The sequence below is a fragment of the Pseudarthrobacter sp. YAF2 genome (genome assembly GCF_052113345.1).
Lineage (GTDB): Bacteria > Actinomycetota > Actinomycetes > Actinomycetales > Micrococcaceae > Arthrobacter.
This window is the reverse complement of sequence record NZ_JBFRDA010000010.1, coordinates 132,462-156,481: the sequence shown is the minus strand read 5'-3', so window position 1 is coordinate 156,481 and position 24,020 is coordinate 132,462. Positions and strand designations below refer to the sequence as shown.

Below are 24,020 nucleotides of genomic sequence, written 5' to 3'. Positions count from 1 at the left end.
GCTCGGGTGACCCAGCAGCAGGTCCCCTTCGGGGATGACCATCCCGGTGCAGCGCCGGCCAGCACCGTCCGCCAGGATCCTGCGGCGTCCGCAGCCGAGCCGCCGGCAGAAGACCCCGTCCAGGGCCTTGGCTTCTACGCGCCCCAGCTGCCCGGGGCCGCGGCTGCACCCCCGGCCCGGACGCTGATCGATGTCCTGCGGGACACTGCGGCCCGTTTTCCCGATGCCTCGGCGCTGGACGACGGCCGTACTTCGCTCAGCTACGCCCAGCTGCTGGATGCTGTCCGTGCCACCGGCCGCCGCCTGCACCAGGCCGGGCTGGGCGCCGGGGACAGGATTGGCATCCGGATCCCCTCCGGCACCAACGAACTGTACGTTTCCATCCTCGCCGTGCTCCTGGTGGGAGCCGCGTATGTCCCTGTGGACGCCGACGATCCCGAGGAACGTGCGCGGCTGGTGTTCGGCGAGGCCAACGTGGCAGCCGTCTTGGGGGCGGGCGGTTCGATAGAACAGGGGCCGGCCGGGCAGAGCCGCAGCGGACCATTCAACGGCGCGCGGCCCCCGGAACTTGGCGACGACGCCTGGATCATCTTTACCTCCGGTTCCACCGGAACACCCAAGGGCGTGGCGGTCCGGCACCGGTCCGCGGCAGCTTTCGTGGATGCGGAGGCCAGGATTTTCCTCCAGGACGATCCCCTCGGCCCGCAGGACCGGGTCCTGGCCGGGCTTTCGGTCGCCTTCGACGCTTCCTGTGAGGAAATGTGGCTCGCATGGCGGCACGGCGCCTGTCTGGTGCCCGCACCGCGCGCCTTGGTCCGGACCGGCATGGACCTCGGGCCCTGGCTGATCAACCACGGCATCACCGCCGTTTCAACCGTGCCCACGCTCGCCGCACTCTGGCCAGCGGAGTCCCTGGAGAACGTCCGGCTCCTGATTTTCGGCGGCGAGGCCTGCCCGCCCGAACTAGCCGGGCGCCTGGCGGTGGAAGGCCGTGAAGTCTGGAATACCTACGGCCCAACGGAGGCAACGGTCGTGGCCTGCGCAGCACCCCTGGGTGCACCCGGCCCCGTACGGATCGGGCTGCCGCTGGACGGCTGGGACCTGGCCATCGTTGACGGGAACGCGGTACCGGTAGCCGAAGGCGGAGTGGGCGAACTTATCATCGGCGGCGTTGGCCTCGCCCGCTACCTCGACCCTGCCAAGGACGCGGAGAAGTACGCCCCCATGCCCAGCCTGGGGTGGGACCGGGCGTACCGTTCCGGTGACCTGGTGCGCTTCGAGCAGGCCGGCCTGATCTTCCAGGGCCGGGCTGACGAACAGGTGAAGCTCGGCGGCCGCAGGATCGAGCTGGGCGAGATCGACGCGGCCCTCCAGTCCCTTCCCGGCGTGGCCGGTGGTGCCGCCGCGGTCCAGACCACAGCCGCCGGAAACCAGGTTCTGGTGGGCTACCTGGCGCCCGCTGCCGGGGTGGCCCTCGACCTTTCGGTTGCCCGTGAGCAGCTGATGGCAAGCCTCCCGGCCGCCTTGGTTCCCATGCTCACCGTGGTGGATTCCCTGCCGACCAAGACCAGCGGCAAAGTAAACCGGCACGACCTCCCGTGGCCCCTGGCCGGCGCAGGCGCCGCGGAGGCAAATGCCGCACCCCTGAACATCCCGGATGACGCCGCCTGGATCCTGGAGCAATGGAGCAACGTGCTCGGCAGCCCCGTGACCTCACTGGACGCGGATTTCTTCGCGTACGGCGGCGGTTCACTCTCGGCCGCCCAGCTGGTCTCGGCCCTGCGGGTGCGCTACCCCACCATCACCGTGGCCGACATCTACGCCACGCCGCGCATAGGTGCGCTGGTGGAGGTGGCACGCCAGTCCCGTCCGGGCGGTTCGGCCGGCCCGGCACCGGAGCGCTCCGTGCGGCCGACTGCCAGGAAGTCGCAGGTCTTCCAGACCCTGATGGGTGTGCCGCTGCACATCCTTGTGGGCATGCGGTGGCTGACCTACCTCATGGCCCTGAACAACCTGCTGGCCGGGATTGCCGGCCTCACTGCCGCGCCCACCGTCTCGTGGTGGTGGGTGGGGGCGTCCTGGCTGGTGTTCGTCAGCCCGGCCGGGCGGATGCTGCTGGCCATCGCAGCCGCCCGGTTCCTGCTCCGCGGGGTGGAACCGGGCATCTATCCCCGGTCCGGGCGCGTCCACCTGCGGCTGTGGCTCGCGGAACAGATCCAGGACCTCGCCGGTGCCATCAGCCTCGCCAGTGCGCCCTGGGTGCCGTATTACGCCCGGGCGCTGGGGGCGCAGATCGGCCGGGACGTCCAGCTGCATTCACTGCCGCCCGTCACGGGGATGCTGACGCTGGGCAGCGGAGCCAACGTTGAACCTGAAGTGGACCTTTCGGGCTGGTGGATCGACGGCGACGACGTCCACATTGGAGCCATCCGCATTGGCCGCGGCGCCAGCGTGGGTGCCCGCAGCACACTGATGCCCGGCGCCTCGATCGGGGCCGGGGCGCAGGTGGAAGCCGGCTCGGCGGTCCTGGGGAAGGTCAAGGCAGGCCAGCTGGCGGCAGGGTCACCGGCCCGCCGGCTGGGCAAGGCCAGGCACAGCGTGCCGGCTGCCCCGGCCCAGGGCAGGTTCGCCGCACGGGCCTGGTTCGTCGGCTTTGCGCTGGCCTCGGCGTGCCTGTCCATCATCCCGTACCTGTCTGCGGCTGCCGCTCTATGGGTCGCGTTCGCCTTCATCCAGGGCAGTACGTCGCTGACCGAAGCTCTCCCCCGGCTGTTGCCGGCCCTTGCCCCGGCATCGCTGGTGTGGTTTGCCACGAACGCCGTCCTGGTGCTGGCCGCCACGCGCCTGCTGTCGGTTGGGATCGCGGAGGGCTACTACCGGATCCGCAGCCGGGTGGGGTGGCAGATCTGGGCCACCGAGCGGGTGCTGGACCTGGCCAGGGACCTGCTTTTCCCCATTTACGCGAGCTTGTTCACACCCGTGTGGCTCCGGCTGCTGGGCGCGAAGGTCGGAAAGAACGTCGAGGCCTCCACCGTGCTGCTGATACCGAAGATGACCACGGTGGGCGAGGGCGCCTTCCTCGCCGATGACACCATGGTGGCCTCTTACGAGCTCGACGGCGGCTGGCTGCGGGTGGCACCGGCAAAGATCGGCAAGCGGTCCTTCCTCGGCAATTCCGGGATGACCGCCCCCGGCCGCAACGTCCCCAAGAACTCGCTGGTGGCCGTCCTGTCCGCGACGCCGGCAAAAGCCAAGGCGGGCACCTCCTGGCTGGGGAGCCCGCCGGTCCGGCTGCGGCGGACCGCGATCGCATCCGACGGTTCCCGCACCTTCCAGCCCCCGGCGCGGCTGAAGGTGGCCCGTACCCTGTGGGAGCTGTGCCGGTTCCTGCCGGTGATGCTCACGGTCGCCATTGCGGCCGGCACCATGCTGGCCTTCGACTGGATCGCAGCGACGTTGGGCTACGCCGCCGCGGCCCTGCTCACCGGCGTGGTCATGCTGCTGGCGGGCCTTGTCGCCGCAGCCGCGTCCGTCGTCGCCAAATGGATCCTGGTGGGCCGGATCCGCCCCGGCGAGCACCCGCTCTGGAGCTCGTTCATCTGGCGGAACGAAGTGGTGGACAGCTTCATCGAACTGGTCTCCGCACCGTGGTTTGCGCGGGCGGCTTCGGGAACACCGGCGCTGGTCTGGTGGCTGCGTGCGCTCGGCGCGAAGATCGGCAGCGGCACATGGTGCGAAAGCTACTGGCTGCCCGAGGCCGACCTGGTGACCCTTGGCCGGAACTCCACCGTGAATCGGGGCTGCGTGGTGCAGACGCACTTGTTCCACGACCGTGTGATGAGCATCGACGCTGTTACGCTCGAGGACGGGGCCACCATGGGCCCGCACGGGGTCATCCTTCCCCAGGCCAGCATCGGCGCCGGCGGAACAGTGGGGCCGGCTTCCCTGGTGATGCGCGGCGAAGCAGTTCCCGCCGCGACGTACTGGATGGGCAACCCCGTCAGTCCGTGGAGCGGCCCCGGATCGCCGTCTGCTAACCGAAGGTCCCCATGAGTTCTTCAGCATCAGCCGCCCACGGCAGCGTTTACGCGGCCGGCGGTGCTGCCCCTGATCCGTACCTGCCCGGCGCCGGGACCAATGCCTTCCGGGTGGAGCGGTACGAACTGGACTTGGACTACCGGGTGGCCAGCAACCGGCTCAGCGGCAAGGCTGTGCTGCATGGCCTCACGTGTGTGCCGGCGTCGGCCATTGTGCTGGATCTTGCAGGGCTGCGCGCCACGAAAGTGCTGCTGGATGGCCGCAAGCCGTTGCGGTTCAGCCAGCGGGCAGGACAACTTGTGGTCTCGCCGCAGAACCCCTTCGAGCCCCGGCAGGCGTTCACGCTGGAGGTGCGCTACGAAGGCAATCCGCGGCCACGGCGGGGCCCGTGGGGTGAGGTGGGCTGGGAGGAACTGACGGACGGCGTCCTGGTGGCCGGCCAGCCCAACGGGGCGCCCTCATGGTTCCCGTGCAACGACCACCTCCGGGACAAAGCCAGCTACCGGTTCACGGTGACCACGGACGCGAACTACCGCGTGGTGTGCAACGGCGTGCTGCAATCGCATACTGCCCGTTCCAGCCGGGAAACCTGGGTTTACGAACAGGCCGACCCCATGCCCGCCTACTTGGCCACCGTGCAGATCGGCAGGTATGCGCTCCTGGAACTGGACAGCGGACGGCACGGCACCCCCGTTCCGCAGACCGTGGCCGTCCCCCACGCACTCACGGACCGGGCACGTTCCGGCCTGGCACTCCAGCCGGCCATGATGCGCACGTTTAGCAGTTGCTTTGGCCCATACCCTTTTCCGGGGTACGTCGTGGTGGTCACCGAGGACGAACTGGAAATCCCGCTTGAGGCGCAGGCCATGTCCATCTTTGGCCCCAACCACCTGGGCCTGGACTGGGAGTCCCAGCGCCTGATCGCCCATGAGCTCTCACACCAGTGGTTTGGCAATGCCCTGACGGCGGCCAGCTGGCAGGACATCTGGTTGCACGAGGGCTTCGCCTGCTACGCCGAATGGATCTGGTCCGAGGAAGCCGGCGTCATGACCGTGGCGGAGCGGGCCGAGGCTGCCTGGCGCCGGCTGGCCGCCGAAGAACAGGACATCCTGGTGGGAGACCCCGGCCCCGAACGCATGTTCGATGACCGCGTCTACAAACGGGGCGCGCTGGCTGTCCATGCCGTCCGGATGGCCGTGGGCGACCTCGCCTTCTTCGCCGTCCTGCAGGACTGGACCGCCGGCCACCGGCATGGCTCGGTCACCACGCAGGACTTCATCATGGCGGCCAGCCGGACAACATCAGTGGATGCCGAATCCCTGCTGCACCCTTGGCTCTACGAGGAGCCGCTGCCGCCGCTGCCGGCGGCCTGACCAGGCCCGGAGAGCGCGACGGCGGCGGCCAGATAGGCGGGCAGCCCGGTTTCCGCGGGGCCAAGGTCGCGCAGGCCGGCACGTTCCAGGACGTCCACGGAAGACGGCGCAGTCCTGAGTCCCTCACCGATCATCTTCAGCCAGGCTTCCTTGCGGGCCCAGAGCCTGGCCCTTGCGGCGGGCAGGAGATCCGCCGTGAGGTCCCGGAGGGCCAGCCGCTCCGCGGGTGCCAGCGCCAGGGCGTCGAACCCGTCGAAACCGGTGCGGGAAGGGTCCTCGATGTCAATTCCGAGACGGGTTTCCACGGCCGCGTCCACCACAGCAGCCAGCAGCGTCCAGCCGCCGGCCCGGGACAGGCTCAGGGCCATCGGCAAGGGAGCGCCCCGATAGGTGTATCCCGGCCTGCCGTGGCCCAGCTCCGGCCCGGCACCGCAGCGCGGGCAGCCGTAGGCCGCGGCGAGGTCCGCTGCGGACACCGCCATCAGTTCGGCTGCGAAGACCCGTTGGGCCACCCGCCCGGCCAGGAAGACCGTCCCGGCGGCAGGCTCCATAGCCTTGGCCCGCGCCAGCTCGACGCCGTCCAGGAGGCGTTCCGCGTCGCTTCGCAGCGCGGCGGCTTCCCCAGGCAGCACGAAGGGCGGGACTGCACGCATTTCTTGTTGCGTCATGACCCGCCCTTCCGGAGACTGCGAACAGAAACTAGCGCTGCACGGCTCCGAAGCGTTCCGCGGCAAGGGCCACGGCGCTTTCGCGCGCGGCCGAGGCTTCGTCAGCGGTCAAGGTGCGGTCCGCGGCCCGGAAACGGAGCCCGAAGGCCAGCGATTTCTTCCCGTCCTCAATGCCCTTGCCGGCGTAGACGTCGAACAGGGCAACGTCCTCCAGCAGCTCGCCGGCGCCTTCGCGCAGGGCGGCAAGAACCTCGTCCGCCGGGACGTCGGCCGGGACCACGAGCGCCACGTCCTGGGTTGCCACCGGGAAGGTGGAAATGTGGCGGGCAACAATCACGTCCGGTGCGGCCTCGAACAGGGCGTCGGCATTCAGTTCCAGCGCCACCGAACGCGCCGGCATGTCCGAGGCTGCCAGCAGCTTGGGGTGCAGCTCACCCGCGTAGCCCACCACTTCCCCGGTGCGCAGCGCGAGCTTGGCCGTGCGGCCCGGATGGAACGCCTGGTGGCTGCCCTGGCTGACCACCAGGTCAACGCCAAGGACGTCCCCCGCAAGGCGGGCAACATCCAGCGCATCCGCCCAGTCCCACATCCGCGGGGTATGGGCAGCGGCGGCCGGAGAGTCGTGGCCCGTGAGGACCGCGGCGACGTGGAAGGGCTGGTCCGGGACGCCGTCGTAGAGTGCATCGAGCACCTCATCGGCAGGCTTGGCGCCCAGCGGCGGGATGGACGCGGTGCCCATGGTTTCGCCGGGCAGGAACACCAGGCCCGATTCGAAGAGGGCAAGGTCGCGGAAGCCGCGGGAGTGGTTCCGCTTGGCCACCTCGATCAGGCCGGGAAGGATCGAGGTCCGCAGGTAGCCCTGCTCCTCACTGATCGGGTTGGCCAGCTTGACGGCGCTCCGGGGGGCGCCTTCCTCGGCGGTGCCGAAGGTGTCGTTGGCCGCCTTGGACACGAAGGGGTAGGACAGGACCTCGGTGAGGCCGGCATCCGCCAGGGCCTGGATCAGGCGCCGGCGCTGCTGCTGGACGCGGGTGAGGCCGCGGCCGGGAGGGGCCACGGGCAGCGTGGCGGGGATCTTGTCGTAACCCACCAGCCGGGCGATTTCCTCGGTCAGGTCTTCCTTGGTTTCCAGGTCGCTGCGCCAGCTGGGCGGCGTAACGGTCCACCCGGCGTCGTTCTTCACCACGATGGCGCCGAGGTCCCCAAGCGAGGTGACGATCTGCGCTTCGGTGAAGTCGACCCCGATGCGGGCGGCGGCGAAGCCGGCCGGCAGCTCGATGGTGACGGTTTCCGGGGCGGTGCCGACGTCGGTTCCCGCCTCATCAGCGGTTCCTCCGGCCAGTTCCACCAGGAGGTCCACCACGCGCTGCGCAGCGATGCCCGCAACCTGCCAGTCGACGCCGCGCTCGAAGCGCTTGGACGCCTCGGACGGCAGCTTGTGCCGGCGCCGCGAACGTCCGATGGATACGTAGTCGAAGTGCGCCGCTTCGACCAGGACGTTCGACGTCGAACTGCTCACCTCGGTGGCGGCCCCGCCCATGACGCCCGCGATGCCGATGGCGCCGGAGTCATCGGTGATCAGGAGGTCCTCGGTGTCAAGGGTGCGCTCCTTACCGTCCAGGGTGGTGATCTTCTCCCCTGCCCCCGCGCGCCGCACCACGATGTCACCGGAGAGTTTGTCCAGGTCGTAGCAGTGCGTGGGCTGGCCCAGTTCGAGCATGACGTAGTTGGAGATATCCACCGGCAGCGAGATGGAGCGGATGCCCGCGAGCCGCAGCCGGGACACCATCCACAGCGGGGTGGGCCGGGTGGCGTCCACGCCGCGGACAGTCCGGGCCACGAAGCGGTCGCAGCCGGGCTTGCCGTAAATGGGGGCGTCGTCGTTGAGCTTGACGCCGTAGCCGCCGGACAGCTCGGCCGGGGCGTTGACCCTCTCTGCGGGGTCCGTGAAGGCGGTACCGGTGGCGTGCGCGTACTCACGGGCCACTCCGCGGATGGAGAACGCATAGCCGCGGTCCGGGGTGACGTTGATTTCCGCAGCCTCGTCGTACAGGCCCAGCAGCTCCATGGCGTCCGTGCCCACTTCCGGGTCCAGCCCGATGCGGGACAGCACCAGGATGCCGTCGTGGTCCTCGCCGATACCCAGTTCGCGGACGGAGGCGATCATGCCGGCGGAGAGGTGTCCGTAGGTCTTTCGGGCGGAAATGTGGAAGTCTCCGGGCAGCACGGCGCCCGGCAGGGTGACCACCACTTTGTCGCCCTCAACGAAGTTGTGGGCGCCGCAGATGATGCCTTGGACACCGGAGGGATCAATGCCGTCTCCGGTGAGGGTCTGCTCCTGCCCCTCGGGGACAACGCGGACCTGGCACCAGTTGATGGTTTTGCCGTTGGTCTGGGTTTCCTTGACGAGGCTCAGGACCTGGCCAACCACGATGGGCCCCCGGAGGGTGTCCGTGGGGCGGTGGACCGCTTCCTCTTCGAAACCGACCTTGACCAGCTCTGCCATGACGTCTTCGGCCGTTGCACCGGCCGGTACTGCCGCGAATTCACGCAGCCAGGAAAGTGGGATACGCACGCCTAGATCTCCATCCCGAATTGCTCGCTGAACCGTACATCGCCTTCGATCATTTCCCGCATGTCTCCTACTTCGTTGCGGAACATCAGGGCACGCTCGATGCCCATGCCGAAGGCAAAACCTGAATAGACATCCGGGTCGATACCTGCGGCGCGCAGGACGTTGGGGTTGACCATGCCGCAGCCGCCCCACTCGATCCAGCGCGGGCCGCCCTTGGCGCCGGGGTGGAAGATGTCCAGTTCGGCCGAGGGCTCGGTGAACGGGAAGTAGTTGGGCCGAAGCCGGACCTTTGCCTCGTCGCCGAACATCTGGCGGGTGAAGTGCTCCAGCGTCCCCAGCAGGTCTGCCATGGACAGGCCCTTGTCGATGGCGAGTCCCTCGAACTGGTGGAACACGGGGGTGTGCGTGGCATCGAGTTCGTCAGTGCGGAACACCTTGCCCGGGCACAGCACATAGATGGGAACGTCACGCTCCAGCATGGAGCGGACCTGCACCGGCGACGTGTGCGTGCGCATCAGCAGGTGGGCTTCGGGCGGCTCCACGAAGAAGGTGTCCTGCATTTCGCGGGCCGGGTGGTCCGGCTTGAAGTTCAGCGCATCGAAGTTGAACCACTCCGATTCGACCTCGGGGCCCTCGGCGATCTCCCAGCCCATCCCGACGAAGATGTCCGCGACGCGGTCCTGCAGCGTGGACAGCGGGTGGCGGGCGCCGGCACGACGGCGGCGCGGAGCGGCCGTGACGTCTACGGTTTCCTCGGCCAGGATGCGGGCATCGTTCTCGGCTTCCAGGACGGCGGTCCGGTCGGCGAGCGCCTTGTTGACCCGGCCGCGGGCGGCACCCAACAGCTTCCCGGCGAGCGCCTTCTGGTCCTTGGGCAACCGGCCGATCTCACGGTTGGCAAGGCTCAGCGGCGACTTCTCGCCGCTGTGGGCAAGCCGCACCGACTTCAGCTCGTCAAGGGTGGCCGCACCGGCAATGGCGGTGATGGCCTGGTCTATAGCGGCGTTGATGGCGGCCTCATCCGTGGGGTTCGGAATGGCGGCGCCCGGCAAAGTTTCAGTCATCTACTGTTCTTAGCTACGAGTCGTGGCTGCCGGCGGCCGGGGCAGCCGTACGCGGTTTCCCGCTCGGCGCGTCCGTCGCTGGCAGGTCATGGATGAATGCGCTGAACGTCAGTTCATTCAATGACCAGGTCAGGGCTCGCCGGCAGGACCGGCGGCCACTGCCCTCCAGTCTAGTTGAACCCTCCGGCTACCATGGCCTCATGACTTTGCGGCAGCGCGCGGGTATCCAACACGGCCCGACGACGGCCCAGCGGCTCAGGCGGGCAGCGAACCTCCTTAACGGGAGCACCCTGGCCGGGCTCGCCGTCGCCCTCGCCGCACGGACGCGGATGAGTCGAGGACCGCACGGCCTTGTCATTGCGGCCGGGTACCGCTGGCGGCTTCCGGCCGCCCGCGCCTTCACGCTGGGCAACGTGGTGTTGTACCGCGGTTCGGCTGTTGACCTGTTGTCCCGGCCGGCGCTGCTGGGTCATGAGGAACGGCACTGCAGCCAGTACGCCTGGTGCCTTGGCTTCCCCTTTCTCCCCCTGTACCTGGCTGCGGCCGGCTGGTCCGTCCTGCGGACCGGAAATCCGGGCACGGCGAACATCTTCGAACGCAGGGCCGGGCTGGCCGCCGGCGGCTACCCTGCTCCGGCGGGGAGTGCGGTCCTATGAGCAGGCCGGACCAGGCCCCCGGGGATACCGGCACAGTCACCGTTACAGGGACCGGCTGGGCAGAGGCGCCGCCTGACCTGGTGACGGTTTCCGTGGCGGTGGAGTGCCGCGCGCAGTCGGTGGAGGAAGCGTATGCGGCGGCCGGACAGAGCCTTTCCGCAGTGGCCGCGGCGCTCCGGGACCACGGCATTGGCCCGGCCGACCTCCGGACGAACGGGCTGTCGGTACGGGCCGACCTCGCGTGGCGGGACGGCGAAGGCCAAAAACTCGTGGGCTACGTTACTGGCGGCAGCCTCGCCGTCAGGCTGCGGGACGTCGGCAGCGCCCCGGCCGCCATCTCCAGGGCCATTGAGTCAGGCGGAGACGACGTCCGGCTCGACAGCCTGCAACTGGTCCTTTCCGATGATTCCGCCGCCCGCGCTCAGGCCAGGGAGGCCGCTTGGCAGGACGCGTTCCGCGCGGCCGCCCAGTTCGCCTCGCTCGCGTCAGCCGGCCTGGGCCGCGTGCTGTCCGTGACGGACCAACGGGGTGCTCCGGGCCCGGTACCGGTTGCCGGCTTGCAGCGGGCATCCACGGTGGAAGGGCCGGCCATCGAATCCGGCACGAACAGGGTGGAGGCCGGCGTGACGGTCACCTGGGAGCTGCTGCACTAGCTGGCGCTGCCTGCCGGATCCCTTCCACCGCGCGCCGCCCTTGACTTCCATTCGAACATGTTTTCGAATGGAGACCATGAGATGGGAAGCGCAAACACTGGTGCCGGCGCAGGATGCCACAAGCGGGGCCGCTCCGGCATTGCTGCCGCTGGCCGGCCTGGTCCGCTCCGTCACCACTCCCGAATTCGCCGGCATCACGTTCCACGAGGTCACCGCAAAATCGGTGCTCAACAGGGTCCCGGCGGGGTCGAAGATGCCTTTCGAGTGGACGGTGAATCCCTATCGCGGCTGCAGCCACGCCTGCGTGTACTGCTTCGCCAGGAAGTCCCACACGTACCTGGATTTCGACGCCGGCATGGACTTCGACAGCCAGGTGGTGGTCAAGGTCAACGCAGCGGAGATCCTTCGGAAGGAAGTGAACAAGGCGTCCTGGACGCGCCAGCAGGTGGCGCTTGGCACCAACACCGACCCCTACCAGCGGGCCGAGGGACGGTACCGTCTCATGCCGGGAATCATCACTGCCCTGGCCGATTCCGGCACTCCCCTGTCCATCCTCACCAAGGGCACCTTGCTGTCGCGGGATATCCCCCTGCTGAAGAGTGCCGCCACGCAGGTGCCGGTGGGGCTGGGAATCTCGCTGGCCATGACCGATGAAGCCCTCTCGGAGGCCATCGAACCGGGCACCCCCGGGCCCAGGGCGCGGCTGAGGCTGGTTTCCCGGCTGCGCGAGGCCGGACTGCCGTGCGGCGTGATGGCCATGCCCATCCTGCCGTGGCTTTCCGACAGTGACGAAGCCCTGGATGCGCTCTTCAGCTCACTGGCGGCTGCCGGCGCAACGGGAGTTACTGCGGGTGCCCTGTATCTGAAGCCCGGAACCAGGGAGTGGTTCATGAAGTGGATCGCAGCCCACCACCCCGAACTGGCGGGACGCTACCGGCGGCTTTACGGGACAGGGTCCTACGCCTCCAAGGAGTACCGCACCTGGCTGGCCGCCAAAGTCCGGTACTTCAAGGCACGCCACGGTTTCTCGCATTCCTCCGGCTTCAGCCACCGGGACCTGGACAGCCGCGACCTGGACGATCCCCGTGCCGAGGAAGCCCAATATCCGGCCGGCAGCATTCCCGCCCCCGCCAAGGACAGCACCCCTGACGTTTCCGCTTCCCGGCCCTCTCAGCAGGACGCGCTCTTCTAGCGGGTCCTGTTTCCAGCGGGTCCTGTTTTTAGCGAATCCTGCCCAGTGACGATGCCACCGCGTCCAGCAAAGCCCTGACGATCGGAAAATCCGCCGGGATCCACGGCAGGCCCAGGACCGCGTCCCGGTCCCGGAGGTCCACCCACAGCAGCTCGTCATGGTCTTCAAGGGGCCGCGGTTCGCCGACGCTGACTTCCGCGAACCAGACCCGCATGCTTGCCCGCTCGTTCAGCGGCCAGCCACCGGGCGCCGCGGCTGGCAGCTCGGGTCCGAGCCGGACACCGATTCCGAGTTCCTCTGACAGTTCCCGCACCAGCGCGGCCTCGGGTTCCTCGCCGGGCTCAACCTTGCCGCCCGGGAACTCCCACAGCCCGGCCAGGTGCTCCGGCGCACTCCGCCTGGCCACCAGCAGGGCCGCCGGATCGGCCAGCTTGTCTACGATGGCTCCGCCCACAACCTGAATCAGTCCAGTCACCGGCCCATTCTATGGTCCACAATGGAATGTCCCGGAACAGCGTTCCCGCCTGAGGGAATAGGTGCTGCCCGCCAGGGGTTTGCGACTCTGTCCGGACGTTCCTGCCCCGCTGCCGTGGCATCCGGTCCTTTCACCCGTACCCTCAAGAAGCAGGCTTATGAGCAGCGTTCTGTCCCAGTCCACGGCAGCCCCCGCCAAGACCCCGAATCTTGGCATGGCCATCTTTGCGCTGGCCATGGGCGGGGTAGGCATCGGCGTCACCGAGTTCACCATGATGGGCCTGCTGAGGGAGGTGGAGCAGGGCCTGGCGGTCACCACCCCCCAAGCCGGCTACCTGATCTCCGCCTACGCCCTGGGCGTGGTGGTCGGCGCTCCCCTGCTCGCGGTCGTCGGGGCCAAACTGCCCCGCAAGTACCTGGCGCTGGGGCTCCTGCTGTTCTTTACCGTTGCCAACCTGAGCTCGTTCATAGCCCCGGACTACGGGTCCATGCTCGTCTCAAGGTTCGCCGCAGGGCTGCCGCACGGAGCGTTCTTTGGGGTAGCCGCCGTGATTGCCGCTTCCCTGGTGCCGCCGACACGGCGGGGCTGGGCCATCTCCATGGTGATGGCCGGCCTCAGCATTTCCAACGTCGTTGGAGTGCCCTTCGCCACCTGGCTGGGGCAGGCCTTCGGCTGGCGCCTGCTGTTCATCCTGGTGGGATGCATCGGACTGCTGGCCCTGGTGCTGGTCTGGATTTTCGTGCCCTTCCAGAAGGCACACCCGGATGCAAGCATCCGGCGCGAACTCGGTGCGCTGAAACGGCTCCAGGTATGGCTTGCGCTCCTGGTGGGGATCGTGGGGTTTGGCGGCTTCTTCGCCACCTACACGTACATCGCCCACACCATGACCAATGTGGCAGGAATTCCCTCGACCCTGATCCCGGTGGTGGTGGCGCTCTACGGCCTGGGCATGGTGGCCGGGAACATCAGCGGCGGAAGGCTCGCCGACAAATCGGTGATGGGCACCCTCTACCGGGTCCTGCCCGCCATAGCCATTGCCCTGGTGCTCTACGCTGTGGCAGCACACTGGGCATGGAGCGCCCTGGTCATGGTGTTTGTGGTGGGGGCATCCGGTTCCATGCTGATCCCCGCCCTGCAGACCCGGTTGCTGGATGCCTCACCGGATGCGCCGTCGCTTGCATCCTCGCTCAACCACGCCGCGCTCAACGTCGCCAACGCCCTCGGAGCTTTCCTCGGCGGCCTCGTCATCGCCCTCGGCTGGGGCTTCGTGGCCCCGGCGCTGGTAGGCGCCGTACTCGCCATCCTCGGCTTCGGCGTCGCGCTGCTCAGCGGCCTGCTGGAACGCAAGCGGCCGCTGGCAGCCTGATCCCGCCCTCAGGGGCCCGGAACCGTTGCGGACGGTTCCTTTCCGCCGTCGGCCGTGCGGTGCAGGTCCGGCTCCAGGTAGATCACGCGTGCGATGGGCACTGCGGCCCGGATCCTCGCCTCGCAGTCATCGATGGCCGTGGCGATCTGCTCGCCGGTGGCGGAGCGGCTGACCGCGATCTTGGCCGCCACCAGAAGTTCTTCCGGGCCCAGGTGCAGCGTCTTGAGGTGGATGATGCGGCCCCCGTCCGATTCGATGGCAGCCCGGATCCGTTCCACGTCATCTTTCGTGGCAGATTCGCCCAGCAGCAGGGACTTCGTTTCAAGGGCCAGCACCACGGCGATGGCCACCAGCAGGAGGCCGATCATGCCCGTGCCGGCGGCGTCCCACACTCCGTTGCCGGTCAGCAGGGTCAGGCTGACGCCTGTCAGCGCGAAGAGGAGGCCGAGGAGGGCACCGAAGTCCTCGAGCAGGATCACCGGCAGTTCGGGCTGCTTGGCGCTGCGCACAAACTTGACCCAGGATTGGTTGCCGCGCGTGTGGTTCGACTCCTTGATGGCGGTCCGGAAGGAATAAGACTCGGCGATGATGGCACCCACCAGGACTGCCAGCGGAACCCACCAGAAACCGCCTTCGATGCCGTGCGGGTGCTGGAACTTCTGCCAGGCCTCGTAGAGGGCAAAAAGGCCGCCGACGCTGAACAGCACGATAGAGACGATGAAGGCGTAGATGTAGCGCTCCCGGCCATAGCCGAAGGGGTGCTCCGGGCTGGCGGCACGCTGTGACTTCTTGCCGCCAAGGAGCAGCAGCAACTGGTTTCCGGAGTCGGCCACGCTGTGGATTGCCTCGGCGAGCATCGACGAGGAGAACGTCAGCAGGTAAGCCAGGAACTTCATGACGGCGATGGCCAGGTTGGCGGCCAGAGCCGCAACTATCGCCTTGGTACCACCATTTGCAGCCACGGGGGCTTCACCTCTTCGCCGGTTCTTCGCTGTTGGATGGAGCAGGATCCCGCCGTGGCCCCATCCCGTCAATACCGTACCCGGGCGGCCCCCTAACGATGCAGCAACGGCGCCGGCCCGGCTACTGACTTTGCAGGGTGCTTATGTTAGCTTGAGGCTCATCGGGACTATTAATCCCGGTCACAATAAGGAGGAGACATGGGTTTTCTTGCTTGGATTATTTTGGGCCTGATTGTCGGGGCCATCGTTAAGGCCGTTATGCCCGGACGGGTTGGCGGCGGCTGGGTCACCAGCCTCATCCTTGGTGTTGTTGGTGCCATTGTTGGCGGCTGGATCGGCAGCCTCCTTTTCGCCAAGGGCGATATGGGCTTCTTCGACCTCGGCACGTGGATTCTCGCTATCGTCGGTGGCCTCCTTGTCGCCGGCATCTACGGATTCGTTACCGGCCGCGGAAAAGCAACCCGCGCGCCCTGACCACTCTGTAACCACATAACCAACGGGCCCCGGATCTCCGGGGCCTTTCTTTGTGCCCGGTGAGCCCGGTGCCACCCCGCCGTCGCCCATCCCTTAGCCTGCGGGGACTGGTTCCGCGGCTGTCCCGTGCCGGCGCTGGGACCTGGCGCTGGCGTACAGGCAGACGGTGGCGGCGGTCCCCAGATTCAGGCTCTCGGCATCGCCGTAGACCGGGACAGCCACCCGGTGGTCAGCCAGGTCCAATTCTTCCTCCGACAAGCCCTGTGCCTCGTTGCCGAAAAGCCAGGCGGTTGGCTCCGCCAGGTCGAACACAGAATCCGGGCCGTGTCCGGTCAGCCTGCGGCGGGCGCTCTCATCCTGGAGCACATCCAGGTCCAGTTGTCCGTAACCATCCGCGGCCAGTATGCCGATGCCGCGGGATTTGCAGGCCGCTGCAAGTTCCGCCGGGTCCACGGCCAGGACAACGGGCAGGTGGAACAGCGAACCCGCCGTGGAGCGGACCGCCTTGGGGTTGTAGATATCAACGCTGGACGTGGTGAACACGACGGCGTCCGCACCCGCGGAATCTGCTGCGCGCAATACTGTTCCCGCGTTCCCGGGGTCGCGGACCTGGCAGAGCACGGCAATCAGGCGCGGACCGGCGTCGAGCACGTCCGCCAGGGAGACGTCCACGAACCGGCAGACGGCGACGATTCCCTGCGGATTGACCGTGTCCGCCATGGCCGCCAGGACTTCATCGGTGGCCAGCCGCGCGCTGGTCCCTTCGGCAAGCTCCTCGAACTCGGGAAACCGGTCCAGGCAGCTTTCGCTGGCAAAGACTTCCATGACGATGCCCGGGGCTCCGGCCGCAAGGCGCTGCTGGTGCAGCTTGAGTGCCTCCCGCACGGCCTGTGGCCCCTCTGCAAGGAACTGGCCCCGCTTTAAACGGGCCGGGCGCCCTGCAAGCTTTGCCACGTCCCTGACCCGATCGGCTCGGGGGTTGGATAGTGGAAAGTCTTGCGGGCGCCCGGTTTCGTTCATACAAGAACTGTAGTAGCTGCTGCCACCTGTTCCTGAACCGGCCCCTCAGGCGAGGAGCAGTGCGCGGCTGCTAGGCTGCGGCGACCTTCTTGGCGGAGGTGTCGGCCGGCAGGGAGTCCTTGGCCACCTGGACCAGTGCGGCGAATGCGTTGGCGTCCGAGACGGCGAGCTCGGCCAGCATGCGGCGGTCAACCTCGACCTCAGCGGCCTTCAGGCCCTGGATCAGGCGGTTGTAGGTGAGACCGTTGGCGCGGGACGCAGCGTTGATGCGCTGGATCCACAGGCGGCGGAAGTCGCCCTTCTTCTTCTTGCGGTCACCGTAGCTGTACACAAACGAGTGCAGCAGCTGCTCTTTGGCCTTGCGGTACAGGCGCGAACGCTGTCCGCGGTATCCCTTCGCCCGCTCAAGGACAACCCGGCGCTTCTTGTGGGCGTTGACCGCCCTCTTCACACGTGCCACGTGCGTACTCCTTCGAAAATCTGATCCCAAGCATCTGTTGCCGGAAATCCGGCGGCCTGAGAAGGCTGTTTGGCAGAAGACGAACCGCCAGGGGGCGGCCCATCAATAAACTTGGAAACTAGATGCCGAGCATCTTCCGGATGACCTTGGCGTCGCCCTTGAAGACGATCTTGTCGCCGGCGAGGCGGCGGGTCAGGCGGCTGGACTTGTGCTCCAGGTAGTGGCGGCGGTTGGCCTGCTGGCGGCGCAGCTTGCCGCTGCCGGTCAGCTTGAAGCGCTTCTTAGCACCGCTGTGGGTCTTCATCTTCGGCATGGGAACCGATCTCCTTACGTTTCTGCGGGCGCTGAGGCCGGCAGTTCTATCGCGCAGCCGCCCCTGCGGGCAGCATGCTGGTTGTTGACTGCCGGAGGGCGGAACCTCCGGCAGCTGTGAACTAGTTGGTCTTCTTACCCGCCGGCTTGGGCACTGCCTTGGAGGCAGGGCGGGCGGCAGGCTTCGGTGCAGCAGGCCTGGCCACCGGCTTCGGCGGTGCAGGCACGGCAGCGGGCTTCGGCGCCGCTGCCGCCGGCTTGGCGGCAGTTGCGGGCTTAGGCGCTGCAGCAGCAGCCTTCGGAGCCTCCTGCTTGGGAGCCTCCTGCTTGGGAGCTGCAGGAGCAGCCTTCGGAGCCTCCTGCTTCGGAGCCTCCTGCTTGGGGGCGGCAGCCTTGGGCGCCTCCTGCTGGGGAGCCGGGGCAGCCTTGGGTGCTTCCTGCTTGGCGGCTTCCTGCTCGGGAGCCGGTGCGGCAGGCGCCTCGACGGCGGCAGTTTCCTCCGGAGCCGTGTCCGGTTCCGTGGAAACGGTGAACCCTTCCGGCAGGAGGTCGGCCAGTGACTGGGTCATGGGCGACTGGTCCGTGCCGGACGTGTCCACGCGACCGGCGGCCTTGGCGTCGTTCTGTGCCTTCGCCTCGGCGCGCTGGGTGGCACGGCGGGCTTCAGCCTTGGCCTCGGCTTTGTTCTTCAGCGGACCTACAACCATGACCATGTTCCGGCCATCGATGCGGGGGCTGGACTCCACCACGCCAACTTCGGCGACGTCGTCCGCGAAGCGCTGGAGCAGTCGGATGCCCATCTCCGGGCGCTGCTGCTCACGGCCACGGAACTGGATCATGGCTTTGACCTTGTCCCCGGCGCCGAGGAAGCGAAGGGCGTGGCCCCGCTTGGTCTCGTAGTCGTGGGTGTCGATCTTGAGGCGGAAGCGGATTTCCTTCAGAACGGTGTTCGTCTGGTTCTTCCGGGCCTCACGTGCCTTGACCGCGGCCTCGTACTTGTACTTGCCGAAGTCCATCAGCTTGCACACCGGAGGCTTCGCCTGAGGTGCAACTTCAACGAGATCAAGGTCGGACTCGGCAGCCAGTCGCAGGGCATCCTCAATACGGACGATTCCTACCTGTTCACCTGCAGGGCCGACCAGCCGCACCTCGGGGACGCGGATACGCTCATTGATTCTTGGCTCGCTAATGTTAAAGCTCCTGTGTTTGTTGTTGTGTCCGGCAAATAGAGAAGGCCCCCAATTGCCGGAGCAATCGAAGGCCTCAGATAGGTTGGCGAAGCTGCCCCAAAAAGGGCTGCACGCGCACGGCTCCGGCTGATGCCGGTTCCATGCCCAACCAGGTACCCGGCAACCTTTCGTCCCAGGCGGTTCACAAGGAACCTGGGAAACAGCGGCTGACGCGGGTGGGAGAGAACTCCGCTTGCAAACTGCATGCCATTCTACAGAAAAAAATCCCGCCAACGCCGCGAAGCGCTGCTGGGAACCTCATCGTTTGGAACGATCTCTGAAATAACGACATCCAGTCGGTCTGTGTCAAGCTTACCAGTATGAGCACCTCAGACAGTAATTCGTACGTTTTCGAGCCCGCTGACGCAGGCACGGACGTTTCACAGCAGATCCGCGACATCTCGGAGGTCCCCGCCATCGAGGTCATCACCACGGCCGCCGTGCACCTCATGAGCGCCGCCGCCGTGAAGCTGGGCCTCGCCGCGGAAGATAACGCCGCCGAACTCAAGGACCTGGACGAGGCCCGGAAACTGATCACCGCCCTTGCAGGCCTGGTTACCGCGGCCGCACCCGAAATCGGCTCGCAGCACGCCGGACCGTTGCGCGATGGCCTCCGGTCCCTCCAGCTTGCCTTCCGGGAGGAGTCGCTGATTCCGGATGCTCCGGGCAAGGGCCCGGGCGAAAAGTACACCGGGGCCGTGAACTAGCCCCCGGCTCCCCCACGCAACGCCCGACGGCGGGACGACCATCCGAGGTCGTCCCGCCGTCGTCGTATCCCCGGAAAGGCGGCTCCACCGCCAGATGCTGCCTTTGCTCCGGCGCTTCGGAGCCCCGGAACGACGACTACGGAGCAGTGGTACGGGCGCGCATCCCGCGTCGGCGCTGCTGGAGGGCCAGGCCCACCAGGCACAGCACGACGCCGGCTGCACCGACAGAAACGAAACCGCCGGAAGGGCCCATCAGGTCGATGAAGATGCCCGCGAGCGGCGAACCGAGGGCAACCCCGGCCGTCAGGGCCGAGCCGTACCAGCCCATCGCCTCCCCGCGCCGCTCCTCCGGGACAAGGTCCGCCACCTTCTCGGAGGCCGCCGACAGCACCGGGGCACACAGCAGCCCGGGCAGGACGGAGACGAAAGCCAGCGTCCAGGTGTCGTGGGCGAGGGCCATGGGCAGCGTCAGCGCGGCCATGCCCAGCAGCAGGAAGACGGGCGGGACGGGCCGGTGCATGGCGCCGTAGATGACACCGCCCACAACTGAGGCCGCGCACCAGAAGACGAAGACGATGCCGATTTCACTCTGGTGTCCGCCGCGCTCGAGGGCGGCGACGATCCCGACGTCGGTGCCGCTCAGGACCATGCCGGCTCCGGCGGCCACCGCGAAGAGGGCCGCCACGGTGGCGGTGAACCAGGAGAAGCCACCCGCCAGCCTGCCCCGCAGGCCCTCCTGCGGGGCAGCGGCGCCCGCGGGCGCCAGTTCTGCGGCGGCTTCCTGGACATGGGCCGGTGCGGTCGAGACGACGGCGGCCTCCGCCGCGCGCTGCTCCTCAACGGCGCGTCCCGCTCCCTGGCCCGCACTGCGGGTGGGCGGGTTGAACCACATAAGGAACAATCCGGCCAGCGACGTCGCTATGCCCACCACGGTCAAGCCAGCGGTGGTGAACCCGCTGGTGGCCACGACGGCGCCCGCCGCAGGGCCGATCATGAACACCATTTCGGTGGTGATGGCGTCCAAGGCAAAGGCGGTACGGCGCTGGTCACCCTCGGCCAGGACGCCCAGGGACTGCCGGACGACGCTGAAGATGGGAAGCGTGAGCAGGCCGCCGACGAAGACGAGCGGCAGGAGCCACTGGTAGGAAACGTGCGGCACCACGGACCAGATGAGGGTCTCCGAGATCACTGATGGGATCAGTGCCGTCCGCAGGCCCACAGTGTCAACGCGCCGGCCACGCCAGGGCGCGCCAAGGGCAATGCCAATGGTCATCACCGCCGCGGCGGCGCCGGCCGCGGCGTAGCCCTGGCCCAACGTCAGGACGATGTGAAGCGTGAGCAGGACTCCGGCGGCCGAGTGCGGGATACGGGCAACCATGCCCACCAGCAGCAGCCGGCGGATTGGCCGGACGGCAAGCAACTCCCGGTAGAGAGCGAAATTCACGAAGCGATCCTTCAGGGTCTGCCCTGGCGCGGGAGGGGGTCACCCATCCGGCCGGCAGTTAGTCGGGAGCGCGCCTGAGTTTAATTTCCAGGGAATCGACGCGCTCCCCAAACAATACATTCCGGGACCACTCCGCCTGCAGGCCGGCCACCAGTTCCTGGACCCCTGCCGCGTCCAGGCCGTCCTCAAGGTAGAGCACCACCTGGAGCTCGGGTCCGGCGCCGCCGCCGGGAACCACCGTGCCGTCGGCAGCGCCGGCGGCCACTCCCCTGCCGGGCAGGAGTTCGATGCCGCGGACGGCGGGGAACCCGGAGGCGGCACGGCCCAGTTCGCCGGCCAGCTCACGGTCCTCGTAGGAGGGGATCCAGTCATGCTGCTTGGCCAGGGCCCAGACGGCCGGGCGCCGGACCACGAAGGTGAGGTCGGCTCCGGGGTCCAGGACCAGGAGTTCGGCGCCTTCCGCGACGGCGGAGAGCGCGGCCCGGGCGGCGTACACCGCAACCGGCCGGGCCTCGGGGTGCCAGGCTGACAGCGCGGCTGCGGAGGTGAACGCCGGGAGCGCGGTCCGGCCGTCGGCGGCCTTCAGCGTGACCAGGGCCATGTCCGCCTGCTTGTCGGCGTGCAGGCCGTGCTCCGTTTCCGCCTCTTCGGCCAACTGCGCCACGATGGGAATGAACACCCTGGCCGTCGCCAGGGCGGATACCACGCCGGCTTCGCCGCCGCTCCCCTGCCGGAGCGCGGCAACGGCGGCGAGGTAGCCGGCGTCGGCCGTGCCGTCGTCGTCCTCGAAGTTGTGGATTTTGGCGTCCTCACCGGCAAGGCTGCGCCCGGCCCATGGCTGGCCCGCGGAATCCCCGGCCCCGCCTGCCCCGGCGAGGGCTGCGGCGATATGACCTGGCAGTTGACGGGCTGCGGGACGTCCCGGCTCCTCGGCGTTGGACATTGAATGGATCTTCCGTGCCTAGCGGCGACCGGCGACGTCGAGGGCTTCGGGCAGCGTGAATGCCCCGGCGTACAGGGCTTTGCCCACGATGGCGCCTTCCACGCCCAGCGGCACCAGGGAGCGGAGAACCTTCAGGTCATCGAGGCTGGAGATGCCGCCGGAGGCGACCACGGGCTTGCCGGTCTTCTCCACCATCTGGCGCAGGAGTTCAACGTTGGGTCCCTGCAGGGTGCCGTCCTTGGTCACGTCGGTCACCACGTAGCGGGAGCAGCCGGCCTCCTCGAGGCGCCCCAGCACGTCCCAGAGGTCCCCGCCTTCCTTGGTCCAGCCGCGGCCGGCCAGCGTGGTGCCCCGGACGTCCAGTCCGACGGCGATTTTGTCGCCAAAGCGCTCGATGGCCCGGCGGGTCCACTCCGGATTCTCCAGCGCAGCGGTGCCCAGGTTGACCCGGGCAACGCCCAGGTCCAGGGCCGCTTCGAGGGTCTCGTCGTCGCGGAGTCCGCCGGAGAGCTCCACCTTGATGTCCAGCCGGCCCACGACGTCGCGGAGCAGGTCCGAGTTGGAGCCACGCCCAAAGGCTGCATCCAGGTCCACCAGGTGCACCCATTCGGCGCCTTGCTGCTGCCAGTTCAGCGCCGCGTCCAGGGGCGTGCCGTAGCTGGTCTCGCTGCCGGCCTCGCCCTGGACCAGCCGGACAGCCTGGCCATTGACGACGTCGACGGCTGGCAGCAGTTCAAGGACCGGCAGGTCATGTGCGGTGGTCATACTCATCCTCAGTGTTGGTGCATCGGGGCAGGGGCAAGGGCGAACCGGCCGGCTGGAACGGCGCCGGCCGGCGGGTCAGCTGGCGGGCAGCGTGAGCAGGTAGGCGGCCAGCAGCGACATGGCGGCCAGGACGTAGAACGATACCTGGGTCCACAGCGGCTTGTGCTGCTGCCGGAACGAGATGCCGCCGCCAATCAGGATGCCGGCGAGGCCCATCAGGAGTACGGACCACATCTAGGCGCCGCTGCCGGCTTCGGCCTGGGCGGCGCCGTGGCCGGTTTCGGCCTCGGAGGCGCCGGGCTTGCGGAGGTTTTCCACCCAGTTGCGCAGGAGCCGGGCGCCGGCGTCACCGGACTTTTCGGGGTGGAACTGGGTTGCGCAGAGCGGGCCGTTCTCGACCGCGGCGATGAACGGGCCGCCGTGCTCGGACCAGGTGACCAGGGGGGGCGCCATCCGCGGCTGGATCACGTCGAAGTTCCACTCCTGCACCCCGTAGGAGTGCACGAAGTAGAACCGTTCGTTTTCGACGCCGGCGAACAGCTTGGAGCCTTCAGGCACCTTGACGGTATTCCAGCCCATGTGCGGAACAACCTCGGCGCGCAGTGCCTCCACCTTGCCGGGCCATTCACCGATGCCTTCGGCTTCGGTGCCGTGTTCCACGCCGGCTTCGAAGAGGACCTGCAAACCCACGCAGATGCCCAGCACGGGGCGGCCGCCCGCCACCCGCCTGCCGATGAGCCGGATGCCGTCCACGGCCTTGAGTTCGCGCATCACGGTTTCGAATGCGCCGACGCCGGGCACCACCAGGCCGTCGGCGTTGAGCACGTCTTCCGGTTTGGCGCTGAGGATAACCTCCGCCCCCGCGCGCTCCAGGGCGCGTACGGCGGAGCGGACGTTCCCGGACCCGTAGTCGAGTACCGTCACTGTGGGCTTCCCCTCGGGCGACGGGAGCTTCTGCGACGCGGTGGGATCGATGATTGCGCCGTCCTTGAGGACCTGGCCGCTCACAGCGCACCCTTGGTGGACGGGATGCCCTCGACGCGGGGATCGGGTTCGACGGCGGCGCGAAGGGCGCGTGCGAAGGCCTTGAACTGCGCCTCCACGATGTGGTGCGGGTCCCGGCCGGCCAGGACGTTCATGTGCAGGCAAATGCCGGCGTGCAGCGTGATGGCTTCAAAGACGTGGCGGGTCAGGGAGCCGGTGAAGTGGCCCCCGATCAGGTGGTACTCCTGGCCTGCGGGCTCGCCGCCGTGGACCAGGTAGGGGCGGCCGGACACGTCCACCACCGCGTTGGCGAGGGCCTCGTCCAGCGGCACGGTGGCCTCGCCGAACCTGCGGATCCCGGCCTTGTTCCCCAAGGCGGTCCGCAGGACTTCGCCAAACGTGATGGCGACGTCCTCCACGGTGTGGTGGACGTCGATGTGGGTGTCGCCGGTGGCCTTGACAGTCATGTCGATCAGCGAGTGCTTGCACAGTGCGGTCAGCATGTGGTCGTAGAACGGCACCGAGGTGTCGATATCGGACACGCCCGTTCCGTCGAGGTTGATCTCCACGAGGACGGAGGACTCGCTGGTGGCGCGCTCCATGCGGGCGGTCCGGGCCGCAGCCGTGTTCGATCCGGTTGAACTCATGGTGAAGGATCCT

The 24,020-nt window shown here is 68.1% G+C and carries 23 protein-coding genes; 8 read left to right on the top strand and 15 right to left on the bottom strand.

Annotation, left to right across the window (positions count from 1 at the left end; all coding sequences use genetic code 11):
- Nucleotides 1-147: 147 nt before the first annotated feature.
- The gene (locus AB4Y79_RS12510) at nt 148-4,053 is read left to right on the top strand and encodes a Pls/PosA family non-ribosomal peptide synthetase (protein WP_441862186.1); all 3,906 of its coding nucleotides are present in this window, start codon (nt 148-150) and stop codon (nt 4,051-4,053) included.
- The gene (locus AB4Y79_RS12505; protein WP_441862127.1) at nt 4,050-5,411 is read left to right on the top strand and encodes a M1 family metallopeptidase; all 1,362 of its coding nucleotides are present in this window, start codon (nt 4,050-4,052) and stop codon (nt 5,409-5,411) included. Before AB4Y79_RS12510 ends, AB4Y79_RS12505 begins: the two co-directional genes overlap by 4 nt.
- Here the strand turns inward: AB4Y79_RS12505 and AB4Y79_RS12500 are convergent.
- Genes AB4Y79_RS12500 through pheS form a run of 3 tightly spaced genes read right to left on the bottom strand, consistent with a single transcriptional unit; the run spans nt 5,375 to nt 9,718 of the window.
- Nucleotides 5,375-6,079: a 4'-phosphopantetheinyl transferase family protein gene (locus AB4Y79_RS12500; RefSeq protein WP_441862125.1), complete on the bottom strand. Its 705-nt coding sequence runs from the start codon at nt 6,077-6,079 to the stop codon at nt 5,375-5,377. The two genes, AB4Y79_RS12505 and AB4Y79_RS12500, sit on opposite strands and share 37 nt — an antisense overlap.
- 31 nt (nt 6,080-6,110) lie before the next feature.
- Nucleotides 6,111-8,654 (bottom strand): phenylalanine--tRNA ligase subunit beta, encoded by a 2,544-nt coding sequence (gene pheT / locus AB4Y79_RS12495; RefSeq protein ID WP_441862123.1) that lies wholly within the window; start codon nt 8,652-8,654, stop codon nt 6,111-6,113.
- Between the two features lie 2 nt (nt 8,655-8,656).
- A complete protein-coding gene (gene pheS / locus AB4Y79_RS12490; RefSeq protein ID WP_441862120.1) occupies nt 8,657-9,718 on the bottom strand; it encodes a phenylalanine--tRNA ligase subunit alpha in 1,062 nt (353 codons plus the stop codon).
- A gap of 200 nt (nt 9,719-9,918) precedes the next feature.
- Here pheS and AB4Y79_RS12485 point away from each other — a divergent pair, with 200 nt between their 5' ends.
- From AB4Y79_RS12485 to AB4Y79_RS12475, 3 genes are all read left to right on the top strand, one after another.
- Entirely contained in the window at nt 9,919-10,374 is a 456-nt protein-coding gene (locus AB4Y79_RS12485; protein WP_441862118.1) for a hypothetical protein, read from the top strand.
- Entirely contained in the window at nt 10,371-11,027 is a 657-nt protein-coding gene (locus tag AB4Y79_RS12480) for an SIMPL domain-containing protein (RefSeq protein WP_441862116.1), read from the top strand. The genes AB4Y79_RS12485 and AB4Y79_RS12480 overlap by 4 nt, the downstream gene beginning before the upstream one ends.
- 76 nt (nt 11,028-11,103) lie before the next feature.
- Complete coding sequence (locus AB4Y79_RS12475; RefSeq protein WP_441862184.1) at nt 11,104-12,219, top strand: Rv2578c family radical SAM protein; 1,116 nt, start codon at nt 11,104-11,106, stop codon at nt 12,217-12,219.
- Between the two features lie 28 nt (nt 12,220-12,247).
- Here AB4Y79_RS12475 and AB4Y79_RS12470 read toward each other — a convergent pair whose 3' ends face one another.
- Nucleotides 12,248-12,694, bottom strand: a complete 447-nt coding sequence (locus AB4Y79_RS12470) for a (deoxy)nucleoside triphosphate pyrophosphohydrolase (protein ID WP_441862114.1) — start codon at nt 12,692-12,694, stop codon at nt 12,248-12,250.
- A gap of 157 nt (nt 12,695-12,851) precedes the next feature.
- Here AB4Y79_RS12470 and AB4Y79_RS12465 point away from each other — a divergent pair, with 157 nt between their 5' ends.
- The gene (locus AB4Y79_RS12465; RefSeq protein ID WP_441862112.1) at nt 12,852-14,060 is read left to right on the top strand and encodes an MFS transporter; all 1,209 of its coding nucleotides are present in this window, start codon (nt 12,852-12,854) and stop codon (nt 14,058-14,060) included.
- Nucleotides 14,061-14,068: 8 nt separating this feature from the next.
- On the opposite strand, the gene AB4Y79_RS12460 is transcribed toward AB4Y79_RS12465, so the two are convergent.
- Entirely contained in the window at nt 14,069-15,022 is a 954-nt protein-coding gene (locus tag AB4Y79_RS12460) for a cation diffusion facilitator family transporter (protein ID WP_441862110.1), read from the bottom strand.
- 198 nt (nt 15,023-15,220) lie between these two features.
- Here AB4Y79_RS12460 and AB4Y79_RS12455 point away from each other — a divergent pair, with 198 nt between their 5' ends.
- On the top strand, nt 15,221-15,496 hold the full coding sequence (locus tag AB4Y79_RS12455) for a GlsB/YeaQ/YmgE family stress response membrane protein (RefSeq protein ID WP_308931416.1): 276 nt from the start codon (nt 15,221-15,223) through the stop codon (nt 15,494-15,496).
- Nucleotides 15,497-15,589: 93 nt separating this feature from the next.
- On the opposite strand, the gene AB4Y79_RS12450 is transcribed toward AB4Y79_RS12455, so the two are convergent.
- From AB4Y79_RS12450 to infC, 4 genes are all read right to left on the bottom strand, one after another.
- Nucleotides 15,590-16,516 carry a TrmH family RNA methyltransferase gene (locus tag AB4Y79_RS12450; RefSeq protein WP_441862107.1) on the bottom strand — a complete coding sequence of 309 codons (927 nt, stop codon included), beginning with the start codon at nt 16,514-16,516 and terminating at the stop codon, nt 15,590-15,592.
- A 70-nt stretch (nt 16,517-16,586) separates the two neighbouring features.
- Complete coding sequence (gene rplT / locus AB4Y79_RS12445; protein ID WP_018763610.1) at nt 16,587-16,976, bottom strand: 50S ribosomal protein L20; 390 nt, start codon at nt 16,974-16,976, stop codon at nt 16,587-16,589.
- A gap of 118 nt (nt 16,977-17,094) precedes the next feature.
- Nucleotides 17,095-17,289 carry a 50S ribosomal protein L35 gene (gene rpmI / locus AB4Y79_RS12440; protein ID WP_009358635.1) on the bottom strand — a complete coding sequence of 65 codons (195 nt, stop codon included), beginning with the start codon at nt 17,287-17,289 and terminating at the stop codon, nt 17,095-17,097.
- 121 nt (nt 17,290-17,410) lie between these two features.
- Nucleotides 17,411-18,436, bottom strand: a complete 1,026-nt coding sequence (gene infC / locus AB4Y79_RS12435) for a translation initiation factor IF-3 (protein ID WP_441862102.1) — start codon at nt 18,434-18,436, stop codon at nt 17,411-17,413.
- 401 nt (nt 18,437-18,837) lie between these two features.
- Between infC and AB4Y79_RS12430 the strand changes: the two genes are divergently transcribed.
- Complete coding sequence (locus tag AB4Y79_RS12430) at nt 18,838-19,224, top strand: DUF1844 domain-containing protein (protein ID WP_441862100.1); 387 nt, start codon at nt 18,838-18,840, stop codon at nt 19,222-19,224.
- A 136-nt stretch (nt 19,225-19,360) separates the two neighbouring features.
- On the opposite strand, the gene AB4Y79_RS12425 is transcribed toward AB4Y79_RS12430, so the two are convergent.
- The 6 genes from AB4Y79_RS12425 to hisB form a co-directional block, all read right to left on the bottom strand.
- Nucleotides 19,361-20,668 (bottom strand): MFS transporter, encoded by a 1,308-nt coding sequence (locus tag AB4Y79_RS12425; RefSeq protein ID WP_441862097.1) that lies wholly within the window; start codon nt 20,666-20,668, stop codon nt 19,361-19,363.
- Between the two features lie 58 nt (nt 20,669-20,726).
- Complete coding sequence (locus AB4Y79_RS12420; RefSeq protein WP_441862095.1) at nt 20,727-21,611, bottom strand: SseB family protein; 885 nt, start codon at nt 21,609-21,611, stop codon at nt 20,727-20,729.
- A gap of 18 nt (nt 21,612-21,629) precedes the next feature.
- Nucleotides 21,630-22,376, bottom strand: a complete 747-nt coding sequence (gene priA, locus AB4Y79_RS12415; protein ID WP_441862093.1) for a bifunctional 1-(5-phosphoribosyl)-5-((5-phosphoribosylamino)methylideneamino)imidazole-4-carboxamide isomerase/phosphoribosylanthranilate isomerase PriA — start codon at nt 22,374-22,376, stop codon at nt 21,630-21,632.
- A gap of 75 nt (nt 22,377-22,451) precedes the next feature.
- Nucleotides 22,452-22,610 carry a hypothetical protein gene (locus AB4Y79_RS12410; RefSeq protein ID WP_018763616.1) on the bottom strand — a complete coding sequence of 53 codons (159 nt, stop codon included), beginning with the start codon at nt 22,608-22,610 and terminating at the stop codon, nt 22,452-22,454.
- Nucleotides 22,611-23,384: an imidazole glycerol phosphate synthase subunit HisH gene (hisH, locus tag AB4Y79_RS12405; protein WP_441862090.1), complete on the bottom strand. Its 774-nt coding sequence runs from the start codon at nt 23,382-23,384 to the stop codon at nt 22,611-22,613.
- Complete coding sequence (gene hisB, locus AB4Y79_RS12400) at nt 23,381-24,007, bottom strand: imidazoleglycerol-phosphate dehydratase HisB (protein WP_141160952.1); 627 nt, start codon at nt 24,005-24,007, stop codon at nt 23,381-23,383. Before hisB ends, hisH begins: the two co-directional genes overlap by 4 nt.
- Nucleotides 24,008-24,020 lie beyond the last annotated feature (13 nt).